This is a genomic window from Speluncibacter jeojiensis, from assembly GCF_029589495.1.
Classification (GTDB): domain Bacteria; phylum Actinomycetota; class Actinomycetes; order Mycobacteriales; family Mycobacteriaceae; genus Speluncibacter; species Speluncibacter jeojiensis.
In genome coordinates this window covers 142,884-166,006 of sequence record NZ_JAAIVF010000001.1, presented here as the reverse complement: position 1 = coordinate 166,006, position 23,123 = coordinate 142,884, and the positions used below count along the sequence as shown (strand labels likewise).

The 23,123-nt window shown below is 68.9% G+C and carries 22 protein-coding genes; 12 read left to right on the top strand and 10 right to left on the bottom strand.

The genetic code is table 11. The annotated features are described in order from the left end of the window. Window positions 1–80: 80 nt before the first annotated feature. Window positions 81–596, top strand: coding sequence for an ABC transporter ATP-binding protein (locus G4X40_RS00790; RefSeq protein ID WP_277829548.1), 516 nt, complete (start codon window positions 81–83; stop codon window positions 594–596). 492 nt (window positions 597–1,088) lie between these two features. On the opposite strand, the gene G4X40_RS00785 is transcribed toward G4X40_RS00790, so the two are convergent. From G4X40_RS00785 to nadE, 4 genes are all read right to left on the bottom strand, one after another. Further along, complete coding sequence (locus tag G4X40_RS00785) at window positions 1,089–2,033, bottom strand: aldo/keto reductase (RefSeq protein ID WP_277829547.1); 945 nt, start codon at window positions 2,031–2,033, stop codon at window positions 1,089–1,091. 97 nt (window positions 2,034–2,130) lie between these two features. Continuing rightward, window positions 2,131–3,369, bottom strand: coding sequence for a lipase family protein (locus G4X40_RS00780; RefSeq protein ID WP_277829546.1), 1,239 nt, complete (start codon window positions 3,367–3,369; stop codon window positions 2,131–2,133). 46 nt (window positions 3,370–3,415) lie between these two features. Continuing rightward, a complete protein-coding gene (locus G4X40_RS00775) occupies window positions 3,416–4,498 on the bottom strand; it encodes a lipase family protein (RefSeq protein WP_277829545.1) in 1,083 nt (360 codons plus the stop codon). Between the two features lie 122 nt (window positions 4,499–4,620). Next, a complete protein-coding gene (gene nadE, locus G4X40_RS00770) occupies window positions 4,621–5,460 on the bottom strand; it encodes an ammonia-dependent NAD(+) synthetase (protein WP_277829544.1) in 840 nt (279 codons plus the stop codon). Between the two features lie 66 nt (window positions 5,461–5,526). On the opposite strand from nadE, the gene G4X40_RS00765 reads away from it, so the two are divergent. Both G4X40_RS00765 and G4X40_RS00760 read left to right on the top strand, forming a co-directional pair. Then, window positions 5,527–6,003 (top strand): nitroreductase family deazaflavin-dependent oxidoreductase, encoded by a 477-nt coding sequence (locus G4X40_RS00765; protein WP_277829543.1) that lies wholly within the window; start codon window positions 5,527–5,529, stop codon window positions 6,001–6,003. Window positions 6,004–6,010: 7 nt separating this feature from the next. Then, window positions 6,011–6,595, top strand: coding sequence for a nucleosidase (locus tag G4X40_RS00760; protein WP_277829542.1), 585 nt, complete (start codon window positions 6,011–6,013; stop codon window positions 6,593–6,595). On the opposite strand, the gene G4X40_RS00755 is transcribed toward G4X40_RS00760, so the two are convergent. Further along, window positions 6,556–7,614, bottom strand: coding sequence for a phosphotransferase family protein (locus G4X40_RS00755; RefSeq protein WP_277829541.1), 1,059 nt, complete (start codon window positions 7,612–7,614; stop codon window positions 6,556–6,558). The two genes, G4X40_RS00760 and G4X40_RS00755, sit on opposite strands and share 40 nt — an antisense overlap. A gap of 123 nt (window positions 7,615–7,737) precedes the next feature. Between G4X40_RS00755 and G4X40_RS00750 the strand changes: the two genes are divergently transcribed. After that, window positions 7,738–8,331 (top strand): TetR/AcrR family transcriptional regulator, encoded by a 594-nt coding sequence (locus tag G4X40_RS00750; RefSeq protein WP_277829540.1) that lies wholly within the window; start codon window positions 7,738–7,740, stop codon window positions 8,329–8,331. On the opposite strand, the gene G4X40_RS00745 is transcribed toward G4X40_RS00750, so the two are convergent. Next, entirely contained in the window at window positions 8,291–8,917 is a 627-nt protein-coding gene (locus G4X40_RS00745) for a TetR/AcrR family transcriptional regulator (protein ID WP_277829539.1), read from the bottom strand. The genes G4X40_RS00750 and G4X40_RS00745 overlap by 41 nt on opposite strands. Before the next feature lie 92 nt (window positions 8,918–9,009). On the opposite strand from G4X40_RS00745, the gene G4X40_RS00740 reads away from it, so the two are divergent. Then, window positions 9,010–9,579 (top strand): NAD(P)H-dependent oxidoreductase, encoded by a 570-nt coding sequence (locus tag G4X40_RS00740; RefSeq protein WP_277829538.1) that lies wholly within the window; start codon window positions 9,010–9,012, stop codon window positions 9,577–9,579. Between the two features lie 24 nt (window positions 9,580–9,603). Here G4X40_RS00740 and G4X40_RS00735 read toward each other — a convergent pair whose 3' ends face one another. Genes G4X40_RS00735 through G4X40_RS00720 form a run of 4 tightly spaced genes read right to left on the bottom strand, consistent with a single transcriptional unit; the run spans window position 9,604 to window position 15,666 of the window. Continuing rightward, window positions 9,604–11,037: an HAD-IB family hydrolase gene (locus tag G4X40_RS00735; protein WP_277829537.1), complete on the bottom strand. Its 1,434-nt coding sequence runs from the start codon at window positions 11,035–11,037 to the stop codon at window positions 9,604–9,606. Next, window positions 11,034–13,313 carry a glycerol-3-phosphate 1-O-acyltransferase gene (locus G4X40_RS00730; RefSeq protein WP_277829536.1) on the bottom strand — a complete coding sequence of 760 codons (2,280 nt, stop codon included), beginning with the start codon at window positions 13,311–13,313 and terminating at the stop codon, window positions 11,034–11,036. Before G4X40_RS00730 ends, G4X40_RS00735 begins: the two co-directional genes overlap by 4 nt. Beyond that, complete coding sequence (locus G4X40_RS00725; protein WP_277829535.1) at window positions 13,313–14,185, bottom strand: alpha/beta hydrolase; 873 nt, start codon at window positions 14,183–14,185, stop codon at window positions 13,313–13,315. Before G4X40_RS00725 ends, G4X40_RS00730 begins: the two co-directional genes overlap by 1 nt. Next, window positions 14,182–15,666, bottom strand: a complete 1,485-nt coding sequence (locus G4X40_RS00720; RefSeq protein WP_277829534.1) for a wax ester/triacylglycerol synthase domain-containing protein — start codon at window positions 15,664–15,666, stop codon at window positions 14,182–14,184. Before G4X40_RS00720 ends, G4X40_RS00725 begins: the two co-directional genes overlap by 4 nt. Before the next feature lie 416 nt (window positions 15,667–16,082). Here G4X40_RS00720 and G4X40_RS00715 point away from each other — a divergent pair, with 416 nt between their 5' ends. The 7 genes from G4X40_RS00715 to G4X40_RS00685 all read left to right on the top strand — a co-directional run bounded on the left by G4X40_RS00715 (window position 16,083) and on the right by G4X40_RS00685 (window position 23,027). After that, on the top strand, window positions 16,083–16,316 hold the full coding sequence (locus G4X40_RS00715; RefSeq protein ID WP_277829533.1) for a redoxin NrdH: 234 nt from the start codon (window positions 16,083–16,085) through the stop codon (window positions 16,314–16,316). Window positions 16,317–16,397: 81 nt separating this feature from the next. Further along, the gene (nrdI, locus tag G4X40_RS00710; protein ID WP_277829532.1) at window positions 16,398–16,886 is read left to right on the top strand and encodes a class Ib ribonucleoside-diphosphate reductase assembly flavoprotein NrdI; all 489 of its coding nucleotides are present in this window, start codon (window positions 16,398–16,400) and stop codon (window positions 16,884–16,886) included. Then, complete coding sequence (gene nrdE, locus G4X40_RS00705; RefSeq protein ID WP_277829531.1) at window positions 16,814–18,973, top strand: class 1b ribonucleoside-diphosphate reductase subunit alpha; 2,160 nt, start codon at window positions 16,814–16,816, stop codon at window positions 18,971–18,973. Before nrdI ends, nrdE begins: the two co-directional genes overlap by 73 nt. 35 nt (window positions 18,974–19,008) lie before the next feature. Next, window positions 19,009–19,779, top strand: a complete 771-nt coding sequence (locus tag G4X40_RS00700; protein WP_277829530.1) for an NUMOD3 domain-containing DNA-binding protein — start codon at window positions 19,009–19,011, stop codon at window positions 19,777–19,779. Between the two features lie 17 nt (window positions 19,780–19,796). Continuing rightward, a complete protein-coding gene (gene nrdF, locus G4X40_RS00695) occupies window positions 19,797–20,771 on the top strand; it encodes a class 1b ribonucleoside-diphosphate reductase subunit beta (RefSeq protein ID WP_277829529.1) in 975 nt (324 codons plus the stop codon). 34 nt (window positions 20,772–20,805) lie between these two features. Further along, window positions 20,806–22,176, top strand: coding sequence for a DUF2252 domain-containing protein (locus tag G4X40_RS00690; protein ID WP_277829528.1), 1,371 nt, complete (start codon window positions 20,806–20,808; stop codon window positions 22,174–22,176). 143 nt (window positions 22,177–22,319) lie between these two features. Further along, window positions 22,320–23,027, top strand: a complete 708-nt coding sequence (locus tag G4X40_RS00685) for a hypothetical protein (protein WP_277829527.1) — start codon at window positions 22,320–22,322, stop codon at window positions 23,025–23,027. The last annotated feature ends 96 nt before the right edge of the window (window positions 23,028–23,123 follow it).

Here is a 23,123-nt window from a genome sequence, read left to right as displayed (position 1 = left end):
ATGGGGTCGCCTCGTTTGCTGTGTCCGAACGGCCGCTGTGCCTGGCCCGCCGCCGTGCCGGCCCGGTACCGTCGACGACCATGGATCGCTTGCCCGAACTGCTCTGCGGCAGTGACCTGGTCAAGTCGTTCGGCACCACCCGTGCTCTCGACGGCGTGAGCGTCTCGGTCTGTGACGGCGAGTCGGTGGCGATCGTCAGACCCTCCGGATCGGGCAAGTCCACGCTGCTGCACGTGCTCGCCGGCGTGCTCACCCCGGACGACGGCGACGTCGCCCTGCGCGGCGATTCGCTGGCGCGGATGTCGGACCGGCAACGGACATTGCTGCGCCGGAGCACCTTCGGGTTCGCCTTCCAGTTCGGGCAACTGCTGCCGGAACTGACCGCCGTGGAGAACGCGGCGTTGCCGCTGATGCCGGGCGGCGTCCGGCGCCGTGACGCCGTCGCCCGGGCCGGCGCGCTGTTCGCCCCGCTCGGACTCGACGGGCTGCAGGATCGCCGACCCGGCGAACTCCCCGGCGGTCAGGCCCAGCGGGTGGCCGTGGCGCGCGCCCTGGTGACGGCGCCGCCCTGTCCGATCAGGTGCGCACCGCGATGACCGGTGTGGTGCCGGGGTCCGCGGTGAGCAGTTACGCGGACAGCGGCGAGGCATTGCGCGGGCTGCTCGCCGACCTGCCGGCCGGTGCGCTGCTCACGCTCGCCGTCGCCTTCGTCGTCGCGGCGGTGTCGGCGGGGATCGCGCACGTGGCACACACGCTGGATCTGCGCCGCACCTATGCGCTGCTGCACCCGGCGGGCACGCCGCCCGGGGTGCTCGACCGGGCACGCCGCGCAACACTGTGGCCGCTGCTGCTGACCTGCGGGGTCGCCGCGGGACTCGGGTTGGCTTTCGTCTCGCCGCTGCTCGGGGCCGCGGTCACCGCCGCCCCGCAGGGCCTGCTTTTCTCGCCGCGGCGCTGGCGGTCGGGGTGGTGCTGGTGCTCGCGGCGTCCGAGGCTGCGCTCCCGGTGCTGCGCCGGTTGCTCGCTCGGACGACCGTGCGCCCCGACTGAGCACCTATCCGGCGCGACCGGCTGTCGGCCCCGTTCCGTCAGTGGCCGGCGAGGAACTCGTCGACGAGTGCGACTTCGTCGACGTCGAGCGGGCGCTGCAGGTGGGTCAGGTTCTGCTCGACCTGCGCGGGCGAGGACGAACCGACGAGCACCGACGCGATCTGTGGACGCGAGTCCAGCCAGGCCAGTGCCAGTTCGGAGAGCGGGCGGTCGAGCTTGCGGGCAAGTTCGAGCAGGTTCTCGACTTTCGACAGGGCCTCGTCGGTGGCGGTGGCGGCGAAGTACTCCACCTTGTCGAAGCGCGACCCCGGCGGGAACGGCTGGCCCTTGCGGTACTTGCCGGTGAGCATGCCGGCCGCCAGCGGGTAGAACGGGATCACGGCCATCGCCTGCTTCTCGCAGGCCGGGACCAATGAGTTCTCCACCTCGCGTTCGAGCAGGTTCCACTCGAGTTGGGCGGCGACGAAGCGTGGCAGGTCGCGATCCTGGGCGGTGTGCACCGCCTCGGCGATCTGCTGCGCCGAGCTGTTCGACACTGCGATGTGTCGGACCTTGCCGGCTTGCACCAGCTCGTCGAGGGCGCCGAGGGTGTCCTCGATCGGCACCTCCGGGTCGGCCGCGTGCTGGTAGTAGAGGTCGATGTGGTCGGTGCGCAGTCGGCGCAGGCTCGCCTCGCATGCGCGGCGGACGTACGCGGGAGAGGAGCCGCGGTCGTTCTCGCCCATGGGCAGGCCGAACTTTGTTGCGACGACGGCCTGGTCGCGGCGGCCGGCGAGGGCGAGGCCGAGCAGTTCCTCGGAGGCGCCCTGGCCGTAGGCGTCGGCGGTGTCGAAGAAGTTGATCCCGTTGCCGAGGGCCGCGTCGACCACGCCGCGCGCCCCGTCGGCGTCGAGTCGACCGCCGAAGTTGTTGCAGCCCAGGGATACCCGTGAGACGGAGAGGTCGGTTCCGGGGAGGGTCGCGTACGGCATCGTGGTGGTCATCGTGCTCCTGACGTCGGCGTTCGGGCGGACTGTCGGCCCGCGTGCGGACCGTAGCCGTCATCCGGCACCGGCTGCGAGGGCGAATTCCGCTGGACGGTCACCGCGTGCCGGTCGATCCCGTCCCGGCGGATCCGAGGGAGCCGCTCGGCCCCGGCGCGCCGCCTCCGAACAGCCCGGCCACGAACGCCGCCTCGTCGTTCTCCGCCTGGAACATGCTGCCGATGTGGTCGCCGGGGTAGATCCGGAAGGTGGGATGCGTGCCGGTCGCGTTCATGTCCGCGATCAGTTTGAGTGTGAGCGGGATGGGCACCACCTGGTCGGTCAGGCCTTGGGCGATGAACAGCGGCCGGTCGTAGCCTGAGACCGGTACCTGCAGGTACGACCGCAGCACGGCGAGCACCTGCGGGTTGTTCAGCGACTTCGACAACATCTGCGCGACCGACACGTTCGCACTGAGCTTCTTGAACTCGTTGTAGGGGAGCACCGGCGCGGCGTCGACCAGTTTGCGCCCGATCGGCGTCAAATAGCTGTCGACGTCGAGTTCGGGGTGTACATCGCGTACCCCGGCGAACACGAATGTCATGAAGTTCGTCAGACCCTTGAACAGTCCGCCCGGCGGGAACCACGGCCCGGCCAGGGGTACGAGCGTCTCGATGTTCGACGGAACCCCGTTGGCGACGGTGCCGCGGAAGTCGAGCTCGGGCGCGTATGCGGTGGCGAGGTGCCCGGTGAACACGGCGGCCTGGCCGCCCTCGGACAGGCCGACGACGGCCCACCGTCGGGACAGGTCCGGCTCGATCGCGCGGGCGGCGCGCACCGAGTCGATCACCGCGTGCGCAGCCGCGGTGCCGTCCAGATAGGGCGGGACTCCGGGGGTGCCGAGGCCTATGTAGTCGGTGGCCGCGATCGCGTAGCCGCGGCCGAGCCAACTCGCCACGAAGTCGCGGGTCTCGGGATCGACGCCGGTGCGTGACGGCGCATCGAAGTCGGAGTCGCCGACAGTGCCGTGCGCCCAGGCGATCACCGGCCACCCCCCGGCAGGGGCGGATCCCTTGGGGACGAACACCATGCCGGTGCTCGGGGTGACGCCGCGTGGCCCGGTGGTCAGGTACGTCATCCGGTAGGCGTCCCCGGACCCGGCCAACCACAGTTCGGCGGGTAGCGGTTCGGACGAGACCACAGCGCCGGGCGCACCGGTGGACTGCGTTGCGACGACCGGCCCCGAAGACGGTGAAGCGGCCGGCGGAGCGGCTGTGGCGGCCGTGGCCGGCCCGATCAGCGTGACTGCCGCCGCTGCCAGCACCGCCACCATCTGGACGCTCGTTCGCGTGCGCATGCGGTCAAGTTAACGCAGTGTCGCGCGGCGTCAGACGGCTTTCGGCTTACCGGAACAGAGCCGCGACGAACTGCTGTGCCGCACCCTCGGCCTGGTACATGCTCTCCACGTGCCCGCCGGGATACACCCGGAAGTCGGGGTGCGAACCGGCGCCGTCCATCTCGGTGACCAGTGTGCGGGTCAAGGGCAGCGGCACCTCGTCGTCGCTCGCGCCCTGGACGATCAGCAGCGGCCGGTCGTAACCCGACAGCGGTATCTGTAGATAGCGGCGGATCGCTGCCTGCAGCGCCGGATCGTTCAGCGACCGGGTGAGCATCTGCGCGACCGACACGTGCGCGCTCAGCGGGGCGAACTGCACATACGGCATCGTCGGCGCCGCGTCGACCAGTTTGCGTCCGATCGGCGTCAGGTAGCTGTTCACGTCGATCTCCGGGTGTGCGTCGCGGAAGCCGGCGATCGTGAACGACATGAAATTGGTCAGGCCCGCGAACATGCCGCGCGGAGGGAACCACGGGCCGGCCAGCGCCGAGAGCGTGTCGATGTTCGACGGAACCCCGTTGGCGACGGTGCCGCGGAAGTCGAGCTCGGGGGCGTATGCGGTGGCGAGGTGGCCGGTGAACACGGCGGCCTGGCCGCCCTCGGACAGGCCGACGACGGCCCACCTCCGGGACAGATCCGGCTCGATCGCGCGGGCGGCGCGCACGGAGTCGATCACCGCGTGCGCAGCCGCGGTGCCGTCCAGATAGGGCGGGACTCCGGGGGTGCCGAGGCCTATGTAGTCGGTGGCCGCGATCGCGTAGCCGCGTCGGAGCCAATCATTCACGTAGGGAGCGGAATACGGGTCGACACCGTTGCGGGACGGCGCGTCGGCATCACCGTCGCCGGTGGTGCCGTGCGCCCAGGCGATCACCGGCCAACCTCCTGGCGGAGCCGGACCCTTCGGCACGAAAACCATTCCGGTGCACGGGGTCACGCCGTGCGGACCGGTGGTGTCGTAGGTCATCCGGTGGGCGGCGCCGGCGTCCGCCAACCACAGATCCGACGGCAGCGATGCCGAGGCGAGCACCGCTCCGGGCTGCCCGGCGGGCGCGGTCGCCGCCGGTTCGGCGTGCAGGACCGATGAGTCCAAAACTGTTGCGCCGAAAGGAGTTGCGACAGCCAATGGAGGCGTCGCGAGGAGCGCAGTCGCGGTGGTGCTCACCACGATCGCGGAAAGCAGGCCTTTCCGCCGGCGCATTTGTCCAGGGTAGCTCAGCGCCACCACGGGTCGAGCGGGTTTGCCGGAACGGCCCGCTTGTGCCGGGTGTTCCGGTACATCGTCTCGATCCGCTCGGTGGCCGCGTCGTCGACGGGGTGGCCCTCGAGGTAGTCGTCGATCTGCGCGTAGGTCACCCCGAGGGCGACCTCGTCGGGCAGCGCGGGCCGGTCGTCTTCGAGGTCGGCGGTCGGCACCTTGCGCCAGGTGCTCTCGGGCGCGCCCAGGTGGCGCAGCAGTGCCGCGCCCTGCCGCTTGGTCAGGCCGGTGAGCGGGGTCAGGTCGACGCCGCCGTCGCCGTACTTGGTGAAGAAGCCCGACACCGCCTCGGCCGCGTGGTCGGTGCCGACGACCAGCAGACCGAGCTGTCCGGCGATCGCGTACTGCAGCACCATGCGCTCGCGGGCCTTGATGTTGCCGCGCACGAAGTCGCGCAGCTCGCCGGCGCCGTCGAGCAGGTGCGTGATGGCGTCCGCGGCCTCGGTGGCCACCGCGTCGGCGCCGGGCTTGACGTTGACGGTCACCGAGTGGTCCGGGGCGATGAACTCGAGCGCGATCTGCGCGTCGTGCTCGTCGGCCTGGACGCCGTAGGGGAGGCGGACCGCGAGGAAGGTGGCGTCGCGGCCGTCGGCACGCAGTTCCTCGGCGGCGAGCTGGCACAGCCGTCCGGTCAGTGTGCTGTCCTGTCCGCCGCTGATGCCGAGCACGAAACCCTTTGCGGGAGTGGACAGGAGGTATTCCTTGAGAAAGCCGACGCGGGCGCGCACCTCGGCCGCCGGATCGATGGTCGGCTGGACGCCGAGGTCACGGACGATCTGGGAGCGCAGGTCGGTCATGGTGGAACTGTAGCGGTGCGCGCGCGTTGCGCGACCCGGACCGCCGTCGCCGGTAGGCTCCACCCCATGAGCGTCGCGGATCGGATCGACGAACTGGCCGGGCGGGCGTTGCGCACCAGATGGTTCGTGCGCGCCCCGATCAAGCTCTACCGCGCGCGGCTGGGGTTCCTGCTCGGGCACCGGATGCTGATGCTCGAGCACACCGGCCGCACCAGCGGGCTGCCCCGGCAGGTGGTGCTGGAGGTGGTCGAGCGGCCCGCCCCCGACACCTACGTGATCGTCTCCGGGTTCGGTGAGCGCGCCCAGTGGTATCGCAACATCCTGGCCGACCCCGCGGTCCACGTCAGCGTGGGCGCGCGTCGGCACGTGCCCGCCCGGGCGACGCCGATGTCCGCCGAGGAGTCGGCCGCCGCGCTCGCGCGCTACGCGACCGCGCGGCCGCAGACCTGGAAGCGGCTCAAGGGCAGCATCGAAGCCGCCGTCGGAGCGCCGGTCGATACGCTGCCGATGGTGACGCTGCAACTCGATCCCGGCCGAAAGTGATTTGCGCATGACCGAACGTGACGTACTGGTGGTGTCCGCCACCAAGTCGGAGGCCGCGCATGTGCCGGCTGACTTCGAACTGCTCATCTGCGGGATCGGCAAGGTCGATGCGGCGGTCGCGGTGACTGCGGCCCTGGCCCGGCGCCGGGTCGACCTCGTGGTCAACATCGGCACCGTCGGCGCGTTGCCGCCGGGCCTGTCCGGGCTGCACCTGCCGTCGTCGGTGATCAACCACGACCTCAGCGCGGATGTGCTGCGGGAACTGGGCTATCCGGCTGAGGACAGGATCGAGATACCCGGCGGCGACGGTGTCGTGCTCGCCACCGGGGACAGCTTCATCTCCGACGCGGACGACCGCGATCTGCTGGCGCGGCGCGCACATCTGGTGGACATGGAGGGATTCGCGATCGCCCGCGCCTGCCGGGAGTTCGACGTGCCGTGCCGGCTGGCCAAGTACGTCACCGACGACGCCGACGAGTCCGCACTGGACTGGCCGGCCCGCGTCGATGCCGCCGCGCAGGTACTGGGGAAGTGGCTGGGGGCCTTCGGGGCTCAGAGTCCCGCGACGTCCTTGCATCGCCACTCGAGGTAGTTCACCAGCGACCAGAAGTCCTTGAAGGCCGCGTTGGTGGTCTGGCCGTGGTGGTAGCGGTAGTAGATCTGCTGTGCGATCACCGCCAGCCGGAACAGCCCGAACACCTCGTAGAATGCCCAGTTACCGGTCGTGAAACCCGTTCGCCCGCAATACAGGTCGACGATCTCGGCGCGGGTGAGCATGCCCGGCAGATTGGTCGGCTGGCGGCGGGCGGACTGCATGACAGCGTCGTCGTCGGCCTGCACCCAGTAGGCCAGCGCGCACCCCAGGTCCATCAGCGGATCGCCGACGGTGGCCATCTCCCAGTCGAGCACGCCGGTCACGTTCAGCGTCTCGGGGCCGTCCAGCACGAGGTTGTCCAGCCGGAAATCGCCGTGGATCAGGCGCTGCGCGACATCGTCGGGCCGGTGCTCCTCCAGCCACGACATCACCGCCGCGAAGTCGCCGACGTTGTCGGTGTGCGACTCCCGGAACCGCCGGGACCACCCGGACACCTGACGCTGCACGTATCCGGACCCCCTGCCGAGGGTGTCCAGACCCGCCGCGACCGGATCGACCTGGTGCAGCTCGATCAGCGACTCGACCGCGCGGGTGGTCAGCAGGCGCGCCTGCTGCGCGCTCAGCGTCATGCCCTCGGGCAGGTCCTGGCGCAGGATGATGCCCTCGAGCCGCTCCATCACGTAGAAGTCGCAGCCGATCACCGCCGGGTCCTGGCAGAACGCGACGACCTCGGGGACGTACCGGTACACCGGTGCGAGGTGCTGCTGGACGGTGACCTCGCGGCCCATGTCGTGCGCGGAGGCGGCCTTGTGGCCGGCCGGCGGGCGGCGCAGGATCAGGTCCCGCTCCGGATAGCGCAGCAGGTAGGTGAGGTTCGATGCGCCGCCGGAGTACTGGCGCACCTGCGGCGGACCGGTCAAGCCCGGCACACGCTCCGACAGCCAGGCGTGCATCGCGTCGACGTCGAAGCTGTCCTCGTCGCGCAGCGCGCGGGGCTGGTCGGTCAGGTCGCTCACTTCACGTCCTCCTTCGGGGGCGTACTTGCGCAACTCTTCTCGGGCACCCCCAAGCCGAATTGAGCAATGCTCAATAGGTATCCTTGCATACGACCACGACAGAGCGAAACGGCTGGAGCGCACGTGCCCGAGACGTCCCCCCGTGTCCGGCGCACCGCGGAAGACCGTCGCAAGCAGCTGATCGGCATCGGACTCGAGAAGCTGCGGGACCGCCCGTGGCACCAGATCACCGTCGACTCGGTCGCGGCGGAGGCGGGGATCTCCCGGGGGCTGTTGTTCCACTACTTTCCGACCAAACAGGACTACTACGCCGAGTTGATGCGGGCGGGCGCGCGCCGGCTGTTGCGGGCGACGCGGGTCGACGACGCGGTGCCCGCGGGCGGGCGGGTCCGCGCGATGGTCGACGGCTACGTGCGTTTCCTCGAGCGTCGCCGCGCGGCCTATCTGTCGGTGATGGCAGCGGCCGCGGTCGATCCGGACACCCGCGAGGTGCACGACCAGATCCAGTCCGAGCTGGCCGGTCGGCTGCTCGACGCGCTCCGCGCGGACGGCGTGGTGGTCGAGGGTGCCTGGGTGACGTCGGTGGTGCGGTCCTGGTGGTCGTTCGCCGAGGACCTGACGGTGCGCTCGACGGCCACCGACGACCACGACCGCGACCGGCTGGTGCAGCTGCTGGTCAACGCCCTCGGGGAACTGGTGGCGGTGGCGCGGCGGTGACCGCCCGCACGAGCGTCGTCCAAGCAGCGACCAGACGGTCACGGTCGTAACCCCGGTCCTCGTGCTGGTGCATCAGCAGCGCGGAATCGAGCGTGGCGAGCAGGGAGTCGGTGAGCAGTACGCGATCGCCCGGCGCCCCGGATTCGCGTAGCAGGTTCGCGACATGCGCATGGTGGACCGCCCGGGCACGGTTGCGAAACCGCTGCACCGGTGCGGATTCCGCGGCGCGGAGTACGCTGCCGTGCCGCAATACGAAATCGATCCGCGCTGCGCCGAACGCGGCAAGCCGCTCGGTGGCCGGCACGCCGGGACCCAGCGGCGGCGGACCGAACATGAACGCCTGCTGCTCGAGGTGCTCGTCGCGGTCGACCAGCGCCAGCAACAGTCCGGATCGGCTGCCGAAGCGGCGGAAGACCGTGCCCTTGCCCACACCTGCAGCCCCGGCCAGTGCGTCCATCGTCAACGCGTCCGGTCCGTGCGCGGCGATCAACTCGGCGGCGGCCTGAAGCAGTGCCTGGCGGTTCCGCGCGGCGTCGCAGCGTTCGGCGACGGCGGCGGCATCGGCCAGGGGCAACTCGGCGGGCATGGGCCGATCCTAGCCCGGTGGGAGCAAATCGGACCGCGGTCCGGTTGTGTTGTACCGTCAACGGGACTTATCGATTCGACGAAGGACACCGCATGACGAACACCCGAATCCTGACCCTGGTCGGCAGCCTGCGCGCGGGCTCGGTCAACCGGCAGCTGGCCGCCTCCGCTGTCGCCCTCGCGCCCGAGGGCGTCGAGGCGAGCATCTACGACGGACTCGGGGAGATCCCGTTCTACAACGAGGACATCGACGTCGAAGGTCAGGTCCCCGCGGCGGCTCAGGCCCTGCGCGACGCGGCGGCCGCCGCGGACGGCTTTCTGCTGGTCACCCCGGAGTACAACGGCACCATCCCCGCGGTGCTCAAGAACGCGATCGACTGGCTCTCGCGGCCCTTCGGCGCCGGTGCCATCGTCGGCAAGCCGGTCGCGGTGGTCGGCGGAGCGCACGGGCAGTACGGCGGAGTCTGGGCGCAGGACGAGGCCCGCAAGGCCACCGGGATCGCCGGTGCCCGGGTGCTCGCGGACGTCACGTTCTCGGTGCCCGGTGCCGCGGCACGCTTCGCCGAGTCGGCCCCGCATGACGACGCCGACATGGCTGCCGACATCGTCAAGGTGCTGGCAGGTCTGGCGGCCGCGACGAACGAGCCCGTCGCCGTCGCCTAGTTTTCGTTCCGCGAGGTGGTCGGGTCAGCGGTGGCCGGCGTGCAGGCAGTCCTCGAACAGTCCGCGCACCTGCCGCACCCGGTCGTCGAGCTCGTCGACCGTCCACCCCTCGGTGCGCACCGGGTCGAGCACGGTGACATGCACCGTGCCGGCGTGCGCGACAAGCGAATTGCGCCACATCAGTTCGCCCGCGTCGTGGATGACGATCGGGACGATCGGCACCCCGGCCTGTAAGGCCAGGTGGAAGCCGCCCTTCTTGAACCGGCCCAACCGTGGTGTGGGGGAGCGGGTTCCCTCGGGGGATATCGCCAGTGAGACGCCGGCGCGGAGCTTGTCGACGGCGGGTGCGAGTGCGGCCTTGGCGCGGGTGGTGTCGGACCGGTCGATGTAGGCGACGTCGAGCAGCGCGCCGACGGGGATGAAGCGCGGGTCGCGGGACGCCTCCTGCTTGGCGACCCCGGTGACGTCGCGGCGGATGACGTCGCCGAGCACCAGCAGGTCCAGCGAGCTCTGGTGATTGAACATGAACACCGCCGGTCGCGCCGCGTCCACCTTCTCTCGGCCGGTCACCTCGACGTCGATCCCGCAGATCGTCAGAGCCACTCCCGGTCCGACGGTGCCGACCAGATTCGCCGCGGACTGGCGATTGCGGGACAGTAACCCGAAGGCCGCGCCGGCCGCCGCGGTGGTCATCAGCGCGCCCATGGCGGTGGCGGTGCGCGCCGTCGAGACCGGGGTGGCACCGCGCTGCGGGCGGCGCAGCGAGACGGCGGGCCAGTGCCGCCGGTGAGCGACGGCGCGCAGGGTGCGGTCGGGATTCAGTGCGACCGGGTGGCCCACGGCCTCGAGCATCGGCACGTCCTCGCCCCCGTTCGAGTAGGCGAAGCAGTCCTGCAACGAGGCGTCGCACTCCGCCGCGTGCGTGCGGACGGCGTCGGCCTTCGCGCGGCCCCACAGCGGCGGTGACGACAGGCCGCCGGTGAGCATTCCGTTCTGCACCTCGAGCCGGGTGCAGAGCACGTCGGGGATGTCGAGGTCCTCGGCGACGGACTGCGCCTGGTACGGGGTGGCCGAGGTGGCCATGACCACCCGGTGCCCGGCGCGGCGGTGCGCGGCCAGCAGGCCACGGACCTCCGGGTAGATCATCGACGCGATCTCCTGGCGGAACAGTCGCTGCCCCCATTCCCTCATCTCGTCGTCCATGCGGCCGCGCAGCGACTCGACGCCGATGCGCATCAGCCGGTCCACGTCGGCGCCCCGCAGCCGGGTGTCCAGGGCCGCGCCGGTGGTGCGCAGGAGTTCCGACACGCTGATGTCGAAGCGCCGCAACCGGTCCCGGTAGACCACGCTCGCCGAGTAGCCGCTGATCAAAGTGCCGTCGAGGTCGAAGAAGGCCAGCGTGCCCGGGCCCGGCGGCGCCGCGGCGACGGCCTCGTGGAGTCGGTCGACGGTGCTCATGCGCCGGGCTCGACCCGCAGTCCCTCCACCAGATCGAGCGACTGGTGGGCCAGTGCCCGGATGCGGTGCACCCGGTCGATCAGCACGCGGACCTCGGTGGCGAACTCGACCCGGCGCGCGATCAGGTCGTCGCCGCCCGGGTCGACGAGGTCGCGGTTGCGGGCCACCGCGAGCGCGGTGGCGAACAGTTCGGCCGAGATCGACTCGCTGCTGGCGATCTGCTGACGAAGCCGGCGTTGCTCGGCCAGTGCGAGCGCGCCGGTCATGAAGGCCTTCTCGTCGAACTGCCGATTCGCCGGAACCCGCAGCAATTGGTCCGCGACCACGCCGTAGGCCTCCAGGAACGGCTGCAGCACGCGATGCCCGAGGTACGGCTGCACCTCGGCGAGCATGCGGTCGGCGTGCCGCGGATCGGTCAGCGCCTTGGACCACTGCGGTTCGATCAGGTCCAGTTCCCTGCGCAGTTCCTCGCGGAAGGTGTCCTTGTCGCTGAAGAAGAACTCGAACTTGAGCAGATCCCGGATCCGCAGCGCCTCGGCCCAGCCGTCGACGACGGGGTCGGTGAACCGCTCGTCGACCGCGGCCTGGAGCACCATCTCGGCGATGGCCCGCACGACGAGGAAGTGGATGATGTTGTTGCGGTAGAACGCCGCGACCAGGTGCTGGTCGCTGCCGAGGTAGTAGACCCGCTCGGTGCCCTTGTCGAAACGCCGGAGGACGCCCGAGTCGACATGGGTGATCAGGGCGCTGCGGATCACCTGCGGGTTGGTCAGGTCCACGTCGCCGGCCGTCGGCAGCGAGCGGCTGGTGATGTAGTCGACCATCGGGCCCAGCAGCGCGCCGAGTTCCGGGACCGTCAGCGCGCGGTCCTCGATGCCGAGGAAGGCGAGCATCACCAGTGACGACGCGGTGACCGGGGTGACCTCGTTGATCCGGTGGCAGACCTCGAAGGCTGTCTTCTGGATGGCGAGGCGGAGCCGGTCGTCGTGATCGGATTCGGTGCCGAGCGACTCCGCCAGCGACAGTGGACGTCCGACGGTCACGTGGGCGACGCCGCGTCGGCGGCCCTGCGCGCGAACGTAACCCACCAGCCAGCGCAGGCCCTCCTTCTGCTTGATCTGGCCGTGCGCCTCGGCGGCCATCGCGCTGACCTCGTAGAGCTGGTCGTAGGTGATCGACACCGGCACCAGATAGACATCGGGTACCTGGCTCGAGCGGAAGGCCTTGGCCAGGTAGGTGAGCAGCCCGTAGCGGGGCGGTCGCAGCTTGCCGGTGCGGCTGCGTCCGCCCTCGATGTACCACTCGAGGTTGAACCGCTTGGTCAGCAGATACCGCATGTACTCGCGCAGTGTCCACTTGTAGACCTCGTCGCCCTCCATCTTGCGTCGGATGAACACGGTGCCGCTGCGCTTGCTGATCGGGCCGATCGGCCAGAAGCTGACGTTCAGCCCGCCCATCACGTGGTTGAGCGGGAGGCCGCCCGCGACCAGTGCGGGGCGCAGCACCAGCGGATCCAGGTACGAACGGTGGCTGGGCAGGAACACCAGCGAATGCTCCTTGTTCAGCTCGCGCAACTCGTCGAACCGCTCGGCGTCCAGGTCCAGCCGATAGGCGCGGGAGAAATAGCGGCCGAGCTGATCCCACAGGGCGATCGCGCGGCGGCTCTGGGCGGCGACCATCTCCTCCAGTGCACCCCGCGCCTGCCGGTCCGCGTCCGCCACCGTCATGCCCAGGCGTGCGGCCAGTGCGCGGATGCCCTCGCTGAAACGGTTCGAGTCGGTGATCTCGTCGACGACGAACCGCGACACCTTGTACTGGGTGCCCAGTACCGTGCGTTCGGCGCGTTCGAGCGTGAGTGCCGCCTGCCGCCGGATGTAGTCGGGCAGCGAGCCGCCGCCGGTGTTCTCGAGCCGGCGGCGCAGGTCGCTGAGCCGGGCGGGGGTGCCCTCGAGGACCACGCAGCGGTCCGGTTCGGTGCGCAGCAGCCGGCGTTGGGTGGCGGTGGCCGGGTGCAGCGGATCGCGCGGCGAGAGCAGCTCGCGCAGGTGGCGTGCGCCTCGGCCGTCGTGCTCGCCGGGCAGCCACACCACCCGTAGCGGGGTGATCAGCGGGTCGTCGTCGCGGCGGGCGAGGTCGGCGAACGAGGCGTCGGTGATCTCGACCGATTCGGGCGGGGCGCCCGCAGGATCGGGGTGCTGGGTGAACCAGTGCGCGAGCACCCGCTGCTCGGTGTCGGAGTTCGGCGCGGTCAGGTAGACGCGGGGCAGGACGTCCATCAGCTCACGCCCTGCTCGCCGGCCGTGGCCTTGCCGAGGTGCGCGTCGAGCCAGTCGGTGACGTCGGCGAACACCCGGCTCCGGTCGACCTCGTTGAAGATCTCGTGGTACATCCCGTCGTAGACGATCCGGCGTTTGTCCGAGGAGCGCGCCTTGGCGTGTAGTTCAGCGGAGCCGACCGGCGGCACGATCGCATCCTGCCGGCCGTGCAGGACCAGCAGCGGGATCGTGAGTGTGCTTGCGCGAGCCTGGACTTCGGAGACTCCCGCGGCCAGCTCGCCGACCGTGCGGGCGGGGAGCTTGCCGGAATACACCAGTGGGTCGTCGCGGTAGTCGGGCCCGACTGCCGGGTCGTGGCTGAGCTGGTCCGAGTCGACGCCGACCAGCGGCAGTGTGGGCGCCGTCGCGGACAGCACCCGGGCGACCGCGCGGGTCACCGGGTTGGCCGCCTCGAGCGCGGCGAGCGGTCCGCTGAGCACCAGGCCCGCCAACCGGTCCTGGTGGTCGACGGCGTAGAGGGTGGCGACAAGTCCGCCGAGGCTGTGCCCGAGCAGGAACAGCGGCAGCCCGGGATGGGCGGAGGCCGCGAGGTCGACCACCGTGCCGAGGTCGGCGACGAGGTTGTCCATCCGGTCGATGTACGCGCGCCGGCCGTCCGACCGCCCGTGGCCGCGGTGATCCGCGGCGGTGACCACCAACGCGTGCTCGGTCAGCGCGGCGACGACCTCGTCGTAGCGGCCGATGTGCTCGCCCATGCCGTGTACCAGCACGACCGACCCGCGCGGCGACGGAGGCGTCCACTGCTGCCAGTGCAGACGCATGCCGCCGACGCCGGCGAGCGTGCCCTCGGTCCTGGTGGGGGTTCCGGTCATGGGGTGTCGTCCTCTCCGTTGCCGGGCCCGCCGAGGGCGACGACCTCGTCGAGTCCCTCCTGCAGACAGGTCATGAACAGTGCGGGCTCGGTGACGGCCGCGGTGTCCAGATTGACGCCGATGCAGCAGGTACCGACGTGGGAGATGAGCGTGGCCATCACCGCGCAACCCGGGGCCGGCCCGAACGGGAACATCCGCTCGATGCGCGCGCCTGCCAGATAGACCGGCACAGGCACGCCGGCGACATTGCTGGCCTGCAGATCCAGGCCCGAGGACTGAGACAGGTACCAGCCGGCGAGCGCACGGCTGGGCAGCCGGGACAGCAACGGCGCGGCGAGGTCGATCACGTCCAGGGCGGGTTCCTCGCGCAGGCCGAGGACGATGGCGCGGACCTGCCGCATCCGCTCGGCCGGTTCGAGGTCGCCGGCCGGTCCGGCGAAACGTCCCGCCGCGAAGTGGTTTCCGCCCGAGGCGTCGGCGGCGGTGCGCAGGCTGACCGGCATGCCGACCGGGATGCTGTCGACCTCGAGGCCGTGTGCGGTGTGATAGCGGCGGAACGCGCCGAGCAGTGCGGCCAGATAGGCGTCGTTGACCGAGCACCCGGCGGCGTGCGCGGCCCTCTTCAACTCCGGCAGGCCGACCTCGACCACCCCGAACCAGCGGCCGAGCCCGCGGCCGGCGAGCAGCGGGGACCCGTGTGTCGCGGGGGGAGTCGCGATGCGCCGCACCGAGTTCGCATAGCCGAGGACGTCCTTGGTGGCCTGCACGGGGCTGGCCGTGGCCGTGGTCGCGGCGCCGACCGCATCGCGGATCAGCCCGCCGATCCGGCCGGGCAGTCGCGCGAGCTCCTCGCCGATCCCCTTGCCCAGTGCGGACACCGGCGTGAGCTGTTCGGGCGGCGGTGGCAGGCGGTCCGGTTTGTCTGGCGTGGGTTCCGCGCGGCGGCTGTGCAGCAGCGCCATCAACTGGATGCCGCCGAGCCCGTCGGTCATGCTGTGGTGGGTCTTGACCATGTACAGGGCGCGGCCGTCGTCGAGCCCCTCGATGAGCATCGCGATCCAGGGCGGTCGGGCCCGGTCGAAGGGCTCGGTGGCCAGAGTGCGGCAGATCTGCAGCCCGTGGTCGAAGGTCGCCGGCTCGGGCAATCGGATACGACGCAGATGAAAACCCAGGTCGAACTCCGGATCGACGGCGAAGACCGGGTTGGCCAGCGGTAGCGCCGGCTCCACCACCCGCATCCGGATGCGAGGGACCACGTGGGACGCCCACTCGTGTGCGCGTACGAGCCGGTCCCAGTCCGGCGGCCGGTCCAGCACGTCGACCGCGACGATGGGGGAGCGCAGCCGCGGCTCGGCCTCCTCCATCCGCCACATGCCGGTCTCGAGGTCTGACATGGTGCGGTCGGCACCCCAGGCGACGGCCGAGATGTCGACATCGACGGCGCTGGGTGGAACCCCCGGCACCGCACTTCCGTCGCCCATGCTCGTCTCCCTCGCTCGGTCCCCCAAGTGTGACCCAGCGCACCGACAGCGAGGTCGGGTTTCGGTGGACTCGCAGGGGACGCACGGGGGAGTCGTCGGTGGTGATGGAGAACACCCGACTGGATGCGCTGTTCGCGGCTCCGCTTTGCCCGATTCCGGCCGCCGCGAGGAGTCGCGACCTGGGAATTTCACCCGTGTCACTCACAAATACTGGGGATTCCTCCGGAATCGGCCACAAGGTGTAGTGTCTTGCCTACCGAGAGGCCACCAGGGGAGGGATTGTCCCGAACGGTCCGCTCGGGGTGTCGGAAGCGCGGGATCGCCGCGCTGGTCCACCTTCCGGCACACCCCAGATCCGTCACCCTGTCCATCCCCGCATCGGGCCGTCGCCGGCCACGGAAAGAGGTACTCGCGAGATGAGCATCACCGTCTACACGAAGCCCGCCTGCGTCCAGTGCAACGCCACCTACAAGGCCCTCGACAAGCAGGGGATCGAGTACCGGGTCGTCGACATCACCGAGGACGACGAGGCCCGCGACTACGTGATGGCGCTGGGGTACCTGCAGGCGCCGGTCGTGGTCGCCGGTGACGAGCACTGGTCGGGCTTCCGTCCGGACCGCATCAAGAGCCTGACCGTCACCGCCGCCTGAGGCCGCCCCGAGCCGACGGAACCGACGGAGGAATCGCCGCCGGAGAATCACTGGACGAATCGTCACGGAGGTGAGTTGCCCATGGCCTCGCTGGTCTACTTCTCCAGCGTGTCGGGCAACACCCACCGGTTCGTCGAGCGACTCGGCCTGCCGGCCGCCCGGATCCCGCTGCACGACCCCGACGAGACGTTCGTGGTCGACGAGCCCTATGTGTTGATCCTCCCCACCTACGGCGGGGGGACGACGATCACGGGGCGGGACACCAGGTATGTGCCCCGGCAGGTCATCCGATTCCTGAACAACACACACAACCGATCACTGATCCGCGCCGTCATCGCAGCAGGCAACACCAACTTCGGTGACTCGTATTGCTTTGCGGGGAACGTGATCTCGCAGAAGTGTCAGGTCCCGTACCTGTACCGCTTCGAACTGATGGGAACCCCGGAGGACGTCGCCCGCGTCCGTGCCGGTTTGACTGAATTCTGGGAGAGTGAGCAGTGGCACCGACCATCACCGAGACCGTCCCGCGCGTCGACGCAGCGGACGAGGAGCTCGATTACCACGCACTGAACGCGATGCTCAACCTCTACGGTCCGAACGGGGAGATCCAGTTCGAGAAGGACCGTGAGGCGGCGAACCAGTACTTCCTGCAGCACGTCAACCAGAACACCGTCTTCTTCCACAACCTGGACGAGAAGCTCGACTACCTGATCCAGGAGAACTACTACGAGCGTGAGGTTCTCGACCAGTACACGCGCAACTTCGTCAAGAGCCTGATCGACTTCGCGTACTCGAAGAAGTTCCGCTTCCCGACGTTCCTCGGCGCGTTCAAGTACTACACCTCGTACACGCTCAAGACCTTCGACGGCAAGCGCTACCTGGAGCGGTTCGAGGAGCGCGTCTGCATGGTGGCGCTGACCTTGGCCGCCGGCGACGAGGCCCTGGCCATGCAGCTGGTCGAGGAGATCATCTCCGGCCGCTTCCAGCCGGCGACGCCGACGTTCCTCAACTCGGGCAAAAAGCAGCGCGGCGAGCCGGTGTCCTGCTTCCTGCTGCGCATCGAGGACAACATGGAGTCGATCGGCCGCTCGATCAACTCGGCGCTGCAGCTGTCCAAGCGCGGCGGTGGGGTCGCGCTGCTGCTCAGCAACATTCGTGAGCACGGCGCCCCGATCAAGAAGATCGAGAACCAGTCGTCGGGCGTCATCCCGATCATGAAGCTGCTCGAGGACTCGTTCTCCTACGCCAACCAGCTCGGTGCGCGTCAGGGCGCCGGTGCGGTGTATCTGCACGCGCACCACCCGGACATCTACCGCTTCCTCGACACCAAGCGCGAGAACGCGGACGAGAAGATCCGCATCAAGACGCTCTCGCTCGGTGTGGTCATCCCCGACATCACTTTTGAGCTGGCGAAGAAGAACGAGGACATGTACCTGTTCTCGCCGTACGACGTCGAGCGCGTCTACGGGGTGCCGTTCGCGGACATCAACGTCACCGAGAAGTACTACGAGATGGTCGACGACAAGCGGATCCGCAAGTCGAAGATCAAGGCGCGCCAGTTCTTCCAGACCATCGCCGAGCTGCAGTTCGAGTCGGGCTACCCGTACATCATGTTCGAGGACACGGTGAACCGCGCGAACCCCATCGCCGGCAAGGTGACGCACTCGAACCTGTGCTCGGAGATCCTGCAGGTCTCGACCCCGTCGACGTTCAACGACGACCTGTCCTACAGCCACATCGGCAAGGACATCTCGTGCAACCTCGGCTCGCTCAACATCGCCAAGACGATGGACTCGCCCGACCTCGCGCAGACCATCGAGGTGTCCATCCGCGCGCTGACCGCGGTCGCCGACCAGACCGCCATCGACTCGGTGCCCTCGATCAAGCGCGCCAACGACGAGGGTCACGCGATCGGCCTGGGCCAGATGAACCTGCACGGCTACCTGGCCCGCGAGCGGATCCACTACGGGTCCGACGAGGGCATCGACTTCACGAACATCTACTTCTACACGGTGGTGTTCCATGCGATCCGGGCATCGAACCAGATCGCCCAGGAGCGCGGCTCCTACTTCGCCGGCTTCCCCGAGTCGAAGTACGCCTCGGGTGAGTACTTCGACAAGTACACCGAGCAGGTGTGGGAGCCGACGACCGACAAGGTGCGTCAACTGTTCGTGGACGCCGGCGTGCACATCCCGACCCAGGACGACTGGCGCGAGCTCAAGGCGTCGGTGCAGCAGCACGGCATCTACAACCAGAACCTGCAGGCCGTCCCGCCGACCGGGTCGATCTCGTACATCAACAACTCGACCAGCTCGATCCACCCGGTCGCGTCGCGGATCGAGATCCGCAAGGAGGGCAAGATCGGCCGCGTCTACTACCCGGCCCCGTACCTGACCAACGACAACCTGGACTACTACCAGGATGCCTACGAGATCGGGTACGAGAAGATCATCGACACCTACGCCGCGGCCACCCAGCACGTGGACCAGGGCCTGTCGCTGACGCTGTTCTTCAAGGACACGGTCACCACCCGCGACCTGAACAAGGCGCAGATCTACGCCTGGCGCAAGGGCATCAAGACGCTGTACTACATCCGCCTGCGGCAGCTGGCCCTCGAAGGCACTGAGGTGGAAAACTGCGTCAGCTGCATGTTGTGATTCCGAGCCATAACCTCTGAGTATGGGGAGTGAACGTGACGACGGCGACGGCGACGGGTGGAGTGATCTACGGGGTGCGATTGCGGTCGTCCTATGACTACCGTTACATCGGCCTCACGACGAAGACTGCCGACATACGTCTGCGTCAACACCTCAAAATTGCTGCTGGAGAGCGGAAGACGCCGTTCTACGACTGGCTGCGCAAGCAGGATCGCGCTGAGGTCATCGCCGACACCCTCGATTGGGTGGAGGGCATGGACGAACTCGGTCAGGCCGAAATCGCGTGGATCGCTTATCTCCGGCGAGACGGCCAGCCGCTGCTCAACCTCTCGGACGGCGGACTCGGGCCCACCGGTGTCATCTGGACCGATGCCATGCGGGAAGCGGCACGCCTTCGATCCACCGGAAGGGTGGGCGTAAGTCGGTACGCCGACGAGAATCCATTCCACGGACGCAAGCATTCCGCGGAGCAGAGGATGAAGTGGTCGGCTGAGCGGAGGGGCACCAACCGCGGCGCGGACAACCCGAACTTCGGGAAGTTTGGACCGGACCACCCCGGCTACGGCCACACAATTTCGGAGGAATCACGCGCGCGGTTGTCCGAGCAACGGCGAGGTTCGGGCAATCCGAACTTCGGCAAGAAGGCGAGCGATGAGACGCGTGCGAAGATGTCGGCCGTTCGCAAAGGCCGACCGATGCCGTCCAGCAGGCGCAGCGCCCATACCCGTTACCACACCAACAAGGGTGTCGTGAAGGACACGTGTCAGTACTGCATCGAGGATGCAGGCAAAACCATCGAAGAGTGAAGAAAGCGACAGCAGTCATGAGCCAGAAGATCAAGCTGATCGACCGGGTGTCGGCGATCAACTGGAACCGTGTCCCGGACGAGAAGGACGCCGAGGTGTGGGACCGCCTCACCGGCAACTTCTGGTTGCCCGAGAAGGTCCCGGTGTCCAACGACATCCAGTCCTGGGCCACGCTCACCGAGCACGAGCAGCAGCTCACGATGCGGGTGTTCACCGGGCTGACGCTGCTCGACACCATCCAGGGCACGGTCGGCGCGGTCAGCCTGATCCCCGATGCGGTGACCCCGCACGAGGAGGCGGTGCTCACCAACATCGCGTTCATGGAGTCGGTCCACGCCAAGAGCTACTCGCAGATCTTCTCCACGCTGTGCACCACCCGGGAGATCGACGACGCGTTCCGCTGGTCGGAGGAGAACCCGAACCTGCAGCGCAAGGCGAAGATCGTCCTCGATTACTACAAGGGCGACGACCCGCTCAAGCGCAAGGTCGCCTCGACGCTGCTCGAGTCGTTCCTGTTCTACTCGGGCTTCTACCTGCCGATGTACTGGTCCTCGCGGGCCAAGCTGACCAACACGGCCGACATGATCCGGCTGATCATCCGCGACGAGGCCGTGCACGGCTACTACATCGGCTACAAGTACCAGCGCGGGCTCGAACTGCTCACCGAGGCCGAGCGCGAGGAGCTCAAGAGCTACACCTTCGAGTTGCTCTTCGAGCTCTACGACAACGAGGTCGAGTACACCCAGGACCTCTACGACGAGGTCGGGCTGACCGAGGACGTCAAGAAGTTCTTGCGCTACAACGCGAACAAGGCGCTGATGAACCTCGGCTACGAGGCGCTGTTCCCCAAGGACGAGACCGACGTCAACCCGGCGATCCTCTCGGCGCTCTCACCCAACGCCGACGAGAACCACGACTTCTTCTCCGGGTCGGGGTCGAGCTACGTGATCGGTAAGGCCGTCAACACCGAGGACGAGGACTGGGACTTCTGAAATCGGCCGGAAGGCGGCGGGAGATAATTCCCGCATGACCGCGGAACAGATCGAAGCGAACTCCGAGAAGTCGAGTGGGGCAGTCGAACCCGGGAGGGCGAGTCGCAAGGTGGTCCCGCGGCGTGCGCTGGGGGAGTGGAACCCGGCCACCCGCGGGCACGATGCGCTGCAGACCATCCTGGCGCAGAACGAGATCCGTGACCCGCAGTTGCTGGCGCTGCGGCACGGGCGGATGGCGGCCTCACCCTGGACGTACTACCGGGGCGCGGCGGCGGTGATGGCGGCCGACCTCGCATCAGCCCCGCACACCGGGATCAACGTGCAGCTCTGCGGTGACGCGCATGTGTTGAACTTCGGTCTGTGGAACACGCCCGAACGCAACCTCGCGTTCGACCTGCGCGACTTCGACGAGACCCTGCCCGGACCGTTCGAGTGGGATGTCAAGCGCTTCCTGGTGTCGCTGGTGGTGTTGGCACGCGCGAACAACCTGCCGGCGGACCGTGCTGCCGAGGCGGTGCGGCAGGGCTACCGCGGCTACCGAGAATGGATCGGTACCTACGCGCAGTGGCCCGAGCTCGACATCTGGTACGACCGGATCGACACGGACAAGTTGATCGCCTACACGGCGACCGACGACGATCACCACCTCGATCGGATGGTGGAGAAGCGCGCAACCAAGCGGACCAGTCGGGCCGCTGCGAAGAAGCTGACCACGATGGTCGACGGGTCCACCTCGATCGTCGAGGAGCCGCCGTATCGCACCCATGTGCTGACCGGCCAGGGTGAAGAGCTCGAGGAGATCATCCGCGGTTACCACGCCTCGGTGCCCGACCACGTCGCGAACCTGCTCACGCGGTTCGATCTGGTCGACGCGGTGCAGCAGGTCGTCGGCGTCGGCAGCGTCGGGATGCGCGTGTACCTCGCGCTCTTCGAGGAGCGGCGCACAGGTGACCCGCTCTTCCTTCAGGTCAAGCAGGCCGGCCCCTCGGTCTACGAGCAGTTCCTCGGCGTCAGCGCCTACGACGCCCACGGTGCCCGAGTCATCCAGGGGCAGCGCATGATCCAGAGCGCCACCGACATGTTCGTCGGCTGGACCTCCATCGCCGGGCGCGACTTCTACGTGCGCCAGTTCCGCGACGGCAAGGTCATCCCCACCGGCGACATGATCGCGGGACGGCTGCCGCAGTTCGCGTCGGCCTGCGGACATGTGCTGGCACGGGCGCACGCGCGCAGCGGCGACGCCGCGGCGATCAACGACTATCTCGGCAAGTCGGCCCGGGTCGAGGAGGTGCTCACCGCCTTCGCGTTCGCCTACGCCGATCAGAACGAACGCGACCACGCCCGATTGGCGACCGCGGTTGCGGACGGTTCGGTGCCCTCGACCGAGGGCTGGCCGGGCAAGTAGCCGCAGCGCTCGAACCGCCGGCCCTGTTGTGGGCGGTTCGAGCGTGCTTTGTGGGTGACCACCACCGGCGTCAGAACGGTCGTGGTGACGTGCGGTCGTCTGGTAGAAATTCGGGCTACACCCGGACGATCCTGGAGAACCGCATGAGAAGCACCTTGGCCCGCCGCGCCACCACCGTCGCCGCGGCAGCGGCCCTGATCGCGGGCGGTGTCGGGATCGGCACCGCCGTCGCCGCCCCGACCGTCGGGCTGGTGCCCGCCGCGGGCACCACCACGCCCGCCACGTCGGCGACCAAGACCGTCGACAACATCTCCGTCACCAAGAGCGTCGAGGGCAACGCGGCGCTCAAGCCCGGCGACACCGTCACCTACAAGACGGTGTTCTCTGTGACCAGCATCGTCGACCGCTACGTCAGCGCGATCACCGACGTGGCGCCGGCCGGGTTCACCTACGTGCCGTCCAGCGCCAAGGTCACCGCCTATCACGTCAGCGGCGGCATGCAGACCGACCCGGTGACCGCGACTGTCGACCCGGCCAGCGGCGCGGTGTCGGTGTCGAACCCCGGCGGCTGGATCGTGTCGAAGCCGCTCGGCGGCAGCGCCAAGCAGTTGACACTCGAGGTCAGCTACACGGTGCCGGCCAACGCCACCGCGGGCACCTTCGACAGCGGGGTCACCTTCAAGGTCAACACCTGGACGGGGACGCAGAGCTTCAATCCGATGGGCGTGTTCGTCACCGTGACGGTGCCGACGTCGCCGGGTGGCGGGACGAATCCCGGTGGCGGCACCACTCCGGGCGGCGGCACGACGGGCGGCACCGGGTCGAGCGGCCTGCCCTTCGGATCCTCCTAACCGAATCCTGCTGGGCCGAATCCTGCTGGACCGGCTCCTGTCGGGCCCGATCCCGCAGCAGTACAACCGAAGCCCGCGCGCCCGGCCGGTCATGTG

Coding starts and splice junctions, on each gene's coding strand:
- G4X40_RS00790 (WP_277829548.1), top strand. CDS start 81: ATGGATCGCTTGCCCGAACTGCTCTGCGGCAGTGACCTGGTCAAGTCG.
- G4X40_RS00785 (WP_277829547.1), bottom strand. CDS start 2,033: ATGACCACCACGATGCCGTACGCGACCCTCCCCGGAACCGACCTCTCC.
- G4X40_RS00780 (WP_277829546.1), bottom strand. CDS start 3,369: ATGCGCACGCGAACGAGCGTCCAGATGGTGGCGGTGCTGGCAGCGGCG.
- nadE (WP_277829544.1), bottom strand. CDS start 5,460: ATGACCGACCTGCGCTCCCAGATCGTCCGTGACCTCGGCGTCCAGCCG.
- G4X40_RS00765 (WP_277829543.1), top strand. CDS start 5,527: ATGAGCGTCGCGGATCGGATCGACGAACTGGCCGGGCGGGCGTTGCGC.
- G4X40_RS00760 (WP_277829542.1), top strand. CDS start 6,011: ATGACCGAACGTGACGTACTGGTGGTGTCCGCCACCAAGTCGGAGGCC.
- G4X40_RS00745 (WP_277829539.1), bottom strand. CDS start 8,917: ATGCCCGCCGAGTTGCCCCTGGCCGATGCCGCCGCCGTCGCCGAACGC.
- G4X40_RS00740 (WP_277829538.1), top strand. CDS start 9,010: ATGACGAACACCCGAATCCTGACCCTGGTCGGCAGCCTGCGCGCGGGC.
- G4X40_RS00735 (WP_277829537.1), bottom strand. CDS start 11,037: ATGAGCACCGTCGACCGACTCCACGAGGCCGTCGCCGCGGCGCCGCCG.
- G4X40_RS00730 (WP_277829536.1), bottom strand. CDS start 13,313: ATGGACGTCCTGCCCCGCGTCTACCTGACCGCGCCGAACTCCGACACC.
- G4X40_RS00725 (WP_277829535.1), bottom strand. CDS start 14,185: ATGACCGGAACCCCCACCAGGACCGAGGGCACGCTCGCCGGCGTCGGC.
- G4X40_RS00720 (WP_277829534.1), bottom strand. CDS start 15,666: ATGGGCGACGGAAGTGCGGTGCCGGGGGTTCCACCCAGCGCCGTCGAT.
- G4X40_RS00715 (WP_277829533.1), top strand. CDS start 16,083: ATGAGCATCACCGTCTACACGAAGCCCGCCTGCGTCCAGTGCAACGCC.
- nrdI (WP_277829532.1), top strand. CDS start 16,398: ATGGCCTCGCTGGTCTACTTCTCCAGCGTGTCGGGCAACACCCACCGG.
- nrdF (WP_277829529.1), top strand. CDS start 19,797: ATGAGCCAGAAGATCAAGCTGATCGACCGGGTGTCGGCGATCAACTGG.
- G4X40_RS00690 (WP_277829528.1), top strand. CDS start 20,806: ATGACCGCGGAACAGATCGAAGCGAACTCCGAGAAGTCGAGTGGGGCA.
- G4X40_RS00685 (WP_277829527.1), top strand. CDS start 22,320: ATGAGAAGCACCTTGGCCCGCCGCGCCACCACCGTCGCCGCGGCAGCG.